The sequence below is a fragment of the Endozoicomonas sp. ONNA2 genome (assembly GCF_024606365.1).
GTDB lineage: Bacteria > Pseudomonadota > Gammaproteobacteria > Pseudomonadales > Endozoicomonadaceae > Endozoicomonas.
Genome location: NZ_JAHHPO010001214.1, coordinates 1 through 5,627, shown reverse-complemented (window position 1 = coordinate 5,627; position 5,627 = coordinate 1). Strand labels below are relative to the sequence as shown.

General features: G+C 52.6%; 2 protein-coding genes. Both read right to left on the bottom strand.

The window, feature by feature from the left end:
* Positions 1-310: 310 nt before the first annotated feature.
* A complete protein-coding gene (gene dnaE, locus KDK14_RS21315; RefSeq protein ID WP_257267281.1) occupies positions 311-3,820 on the bottom strand; it encodes a DNA polymerase III subunit alpha in 3,510 nt (1,169 codons plus the stop codon).
* Positions 3,821-4,082: 262 nt separating this feature from the next.
* Positions 4,083-5,390, bottom strand: coding sequence for an ankyrin repeat domain-containing protein (locus KDK14_RS21310; protein WP_257267280.1), 1,308 nt, complete (start codon positions 5,388-5,390; stop codon positions 4,083-4,085).
* Positions 5,391-5,627 lie beyond the last annotated feature (237 nt).

Sequence of the window (5,627 nt, the reverse complement as noted above, 5' to 3'; positions counted from 1 at the left end):
TGAATAGTGGTTCTATTTACTAAAAATTTCCGACTTTTTAGACCAATTTGCTGTCGCCGCAGTAGGGCAGTCTATTTTCGGACAGCCTCCAAAGTACATGACCATTTGCTTTCAGGCAACCCTGAAGCCTGTTGCAGTCTGCGACCGGGAAATAGATAATTTCACCTGGTCAAAAAGTCAGACCTCATATTCCAATGAAAGCTCTATGAAAGATGATTTTATTATTCCATCCAGTTTGACTTATTCCGAAAAGGGAAACTGCAGAAGACCCAAAGCGCCCGTTTCATACCCCAATTCCGTCAGCACTTTTTCAGGCATATTCAACGTTAGCAGCATTTTTGCCAAGCCACTGCCGGAGTTCCAATACCAACTCATCACTGGGGCTGACCAGCCATTGCTCGCCCAGCATCAGGCTGGCCTGGGCATCGTCCCGACGGTAATCAATCCTGACCGGCAACTGCCCCGGCTGCCCGCCCAGAATGGACGACAGCTTTCGCTCAAAATGACCGTCGACCTGTTCATAAGAAACCTCAAGAACCAGGCGACGGGCATAATGGCTGCGGGCATCCACCACTTTCATCACTCTTTTCGAGCGGACTTTCAGGCTACCGGAGTAATCATCAAAGGTGACTTCTCCTTCCACCACCAGCACCGCGTCTTTATGGAGCAGGTGTTGATACTCCCCAAACACATCGGCAAACACCGACACCTCAATCCGTCCGGTGCGGTCATCCAGGGTAACAAACGCCATTTTGTCCCCCTTCTTGTTTTTCATCACCCGCATATCCACCACCAGCCCGGCAATATTCTGGCTATCACCCCGGGCAGGCTGCAGGTCTTTAATACGGTTGCGGATAAAGTGCCGGATTTCACTTTCGTATTCATCAATGGGGTGACCGGTCAGGTAGAGCCCCAGGGTATCCTTCTCGCCACCGAGGCGAACCTTATCGGTCCATTCGCTGGTTTTCAGGTAGGTGTCGTAAACAGCCTCTTCGCCGGCGGGCACCAGGGCACCAAACATATCCATATGACCGGAATCCAGGCTTTTGGCCGCCTGGTCCGCCGCCTTGATCGCCTCCAGCTGGCTCGCTTCCAGCACGGCGCGATTGAAATTCAGCTGCTGCGGCTTTTGTGGAACCGGCCCAAGCAGGTCCAGCGCTCCGGACTTGATCAACGCCTCCAGCACCCGCTTGTTGATGCTTTTGGCATCCACCCGCTCACAGAAGTCAAACAGGTCCTTGAATGGGCCACCCTCTTTACGAGCCCTGACAATTGCCTCAATCGGGCCTTCACCCACGCCCTTGATGGCTCCCAGTCCGTAGACAATATGACCATCGTCGTTCACGCCAAACATATATTCGCCGCTGTTCACGCTAGGCGGCAGCACGGTCAGGCCCATATCCCGACACTCTTCGATAAAGGTCACCACCTTATCGGTATTTTGCATATCGGAACTCATGACCGCCGCCATAAACTCCGATGGATAGTGGGCCTTCAGCCATAAGGTCTGGTAGGAAACCAGGGCGTAGGCCGCCGAGTGGGATTTGTTGAAGCCATAGCCTGCGAACTTCTCCACGAGGTCGAAGATCTTCATGGCCAGCTCACCATCAACCCCCTGGCTGATGGCACCCTCTTCAAAGACCGCCCGCTGCTTGGCCATCTCCTCCGGCTTTTTCTTACCCATGGCCCGACGCAACATATCCGCGCCGCCCAGGGTATAACCGGCCAGCACCTGGGCAATCTGCATCACCTGCTCCTGGTACAGGATAATGCCGTAGGTGGGCTGCAAAATGGGCTGCAGCGACTCGTGCTGATACTGGGCATCCGGAAACGAAAGCTCCTCCCGACCATGCTTACGGTTAATGAAGTTGTCCACCATCCCGGACTGCAGCGGACCCGGACGGAACAGGGCCACCAAAGCGATAATATCTTCAAAGCAGTCGGGCTGGAGACGTTTGATCAGATCTTTCATCCCACGGGATTCCAGCTGGAAGACCGCAGTGGTTTCCGCCCGCTTCAGCATGTCATAGGAACTTTTATCTTCAAGATCTATGGCTTCAATGGCCAGAGGCTCTTCACCACGCTGGGCCCGGCGGGGGTTAATCAGTTTCAGGGCCCAGTCAATAATGGTCAGCGTGCGCAGGCCCAGGAAGTCGAACTTAACAAGACCTGCGTATTCCACATCATTCTTGTCATACTGGGTGACCACCCCTTTACCGTGTTCGTCACAGTAGAGTGGCGCAAAGTCCGTCAGTTTGGTGGGGGCAATCACCACCCCACCGGCGTGTTTGCCAACATTGCGCGTGACCCCTTCGAGCTTCAGCGCCATCTCCCAGATTTCCGCCGCCTCTTCATCGGTCTCCAGAAACTCCCGGATGGCCTCTTCCTGTTCATAGGCCTTACTGAGAGTCATGCCGATTTCAAAGGGGATCATTTTGGAAAGACGATCCGCCAAACCGTAGGATTTCCCCTGGACCCGGGCCACATCCCGCACCACCGCCTTGGCCGCCATGGTACCGAAGGTGATGATCTGGGAAACCGCATCACGTCCGTAGGTGCGGGCCACATAATCAATCACCCGGTCCCGCCCTTCCATACAGAAGTCAACGTCAAAGTCGGGCATCGATACCCGCTCAGGGTTCAGGAATCGCTCAAATAGCAGGTCGTATTTGATCGGGTCCAGATCGGTGATTTTCTGGGCATAGGCCACCAGTGACCCGGCACCGGAACCACGCCCCGGACCCACAGGAATACCGTTATTCTTCGACCACTGGATAAAGTCCATAACGATCAGGAAGTACCCCGGGAATCCCATCTGAAGAATGGTGTTCAGCTCAAAGTCCAGTCGCTCCCGGTAGATTTTTTCGGTTTCCGCAAAGTCCGGTGCCGACGTATCAAACAGAAACGAAAGGCGCTCCGTCAGGCCATTATGGGAAAATTCACGGAAAAACTGATCCATGGTTTTCCCTTCCGGCACGGGATATTCCGGCAGAAAGTACTCTCCCAGTTTGACATTAATGGAACAGCGTTGGGCAATGGCCACGGAGTTGGCCAGCGCTTCGGGAATATCCGCAAACAGCTCAACCATCTCCTGTTCAGACTTCAGGTACTGCTCTTCGCTGTAGCGATGTTCCCGGCGGGGATCATCCAGAACCACACTTTCGCCGATGCAGACTCTGGACTCATGGGCTTCGAAATCATCCCGGGTCATAAACATCACATCATTGGTGGCCACCACCGGACAGTTGAACGCTGCCGCCAGTTCCACGGAACCATGCAGGCACTCTTCATCCCCTGCCCGGTTGGTACGGTGCAGTTCCAGGTAAAAGCGATCAGGAAACGCCCCCATCCACTCCTGCAATAACTCACCGGCCAGTGGCTTTTTGCCCGACAGCAGTGCCCGGCCAATCTCGCCTTCCCGGGCGCCGGAGAGCGCAATCAGCCCCTGGGACTGAGCCATGATCCACTCCCGTTTCACCAGTGCTTTTTCATGGTGTTGATTTTCCATAAACGCCCGGGAGATCAGCTCGGTCAGATTGTGATACCCCTGCTCATCCATACACAGCAGCACCAGACGGGACGGCGAATGCTCATCCGCCGGATTTTCCACCCAGAGATCAGCGCCACAAATGGGCTTGATGCCCGCCCCCATGGCCGCCGAATAAAACTTCACCAACGCACAGAGGTTGGACTGGTCGGTCACCGCCACCGCCGGGGTGCCAGAGCCGGAAATTGAGCTGATCAGCGGCTTTATCCGCACCAGCCCGTCGCTGAGGGAAAACTCGGTGTGCACCCGTAAGTGGATAAATCGTGTTGTCATGGATGAAGGAGGTCCTGAATGGCAATCGGGTAATGATAATGAATCCTCTGATAAATACACCAATAAAAAATATTGCTTTTTTGCAACCAACTACCGCGTTCATAGTCCTCAACCACCGCATCCAGCGTGACCAGCTGGCCATCCCACGGCCTGCCCCTTCAGGCAACAATGTTCCTTCAAAAATGTTCCTTCAAAAATGTTCCTTTAAAAAAGTTCCTTTAAAAAAGTTCCTTTAAAGTTTTCTGTCGTTGATCTGCACTTATTATTCTGGCCCTATAAGATCTTGTCGAATGGAACCAAAAGAAGGAAATTGACCAGCAAGCAGTGGTGAGTATTCACTGGATCGAACAATGTTTCTTTTTTTCAAAGCTTTGGCTGCCCTTATCATTTCCACCGTTTCTTTATTTCCATGAAAATGCCGGGCAGCGGCACGAGGGGACCTGGTGATCGAAAAAAACCACAATCGAAATCTTTCAAATTTTTTGTTTGGATCTGCACCATTGGCTAATAACAGTTCAACCATCTTATTGTTACCCTGCTTGGCGGCAAAATAGAGTGGCGTGGCCTGTTTTACATTAGCCTGATCAACATCAGCACCCTTTTCAATCAGTTGCCGGGCCACCTCAACATGCCCTTTTCGCGCAGCAAAAGAGAGCGGCGTAGTGCCCTTGTTCGTCGCCAAATTGACCTTGGCCTCGTGGTCGAGCAGCAGTTGAACCACCTCAACATGCCCTTTTTCCGATGCAAAACTGAGCGGCGTGAATCCGCCTGAATTAGCCAGGTCAGGATCAGCCCCTTTGTTGATCAGCAGCCGGACCACCTCAACATGCCCTTCTAACGCAGCAAAACCAAGCGGTGTGGTTCCCTTAAAAGTAGCCAGATCAGGATCAGCCCCTTTGTTGATCAGCAGCCGGACTACCTCAACATGCCCTTTTTCCGCAGCAAAACTGAGCGCCGTGGACCCGGATGCAGTCGCCTGATTAATCTTGGCCTCATGGTCGATCAGCAGCCGGACTACCTCAACATGCCCTTTTTCCGCAGCAAAAGTGAGCGCCGTGGACCCGTATGCAGTCGCCTGATTAATCTTGGCCTCATGGTCGATCAGCAGCTGGGCCAGCTCGACATGTCCGTATTTCGCAGCAAGAATCAGCGCCGTTAACCCTTCTCCAAAAATCTGGTTAACCTCAGCCTTATGGTCGATCAACAATCGGGCCAGATCAATATACCCTTGCGCGGCAGCATGACCGAGCGGCGTCAACCCAATTTGAGTAACATAGTTAACATCAGCCTTTTTGTTGATCAGCAGCTGGGCCAGCTCGACATGCCCTTCATCAACTGCAACAAAAAGCAAGGAAACCATACCCCCGGTTTTTCCAGAACGGTAATCCCTGTATACGACAGCGTAGTCCTTTTCCAGCTCTCTTTTCAGGCAGCTGATATTGCCAACCCTGCAAGCCGCCAGTGCTGGGGGTTCATTGAAGGGATTGGCACATTTTACTTCAGAAATGGCGGAATCAGGCCCATCAATTCGCTGATAGGAAAATCCGGAGTCTTGGCTAATTGACTTCATAAACACCCCCGTGAATGGTTTCGAGGGGTTGGATTAAAAATTAGATGATTAGTTCAACCGGAATCGCAGATTGTGTTAGCGGCTTGTGTTAGTTGTGGCCCGGGACAGACGCAAGATTGCCCGTCCCCGGGAGGCTGTTCGAGAATAGACTGCCCTACTGCGGTGGCAGAAAATTGGTCTAAAAAGTCGGAAATTTTAGTAAATAGAACCACTACTCACTAAAAATTTCCAACTTTT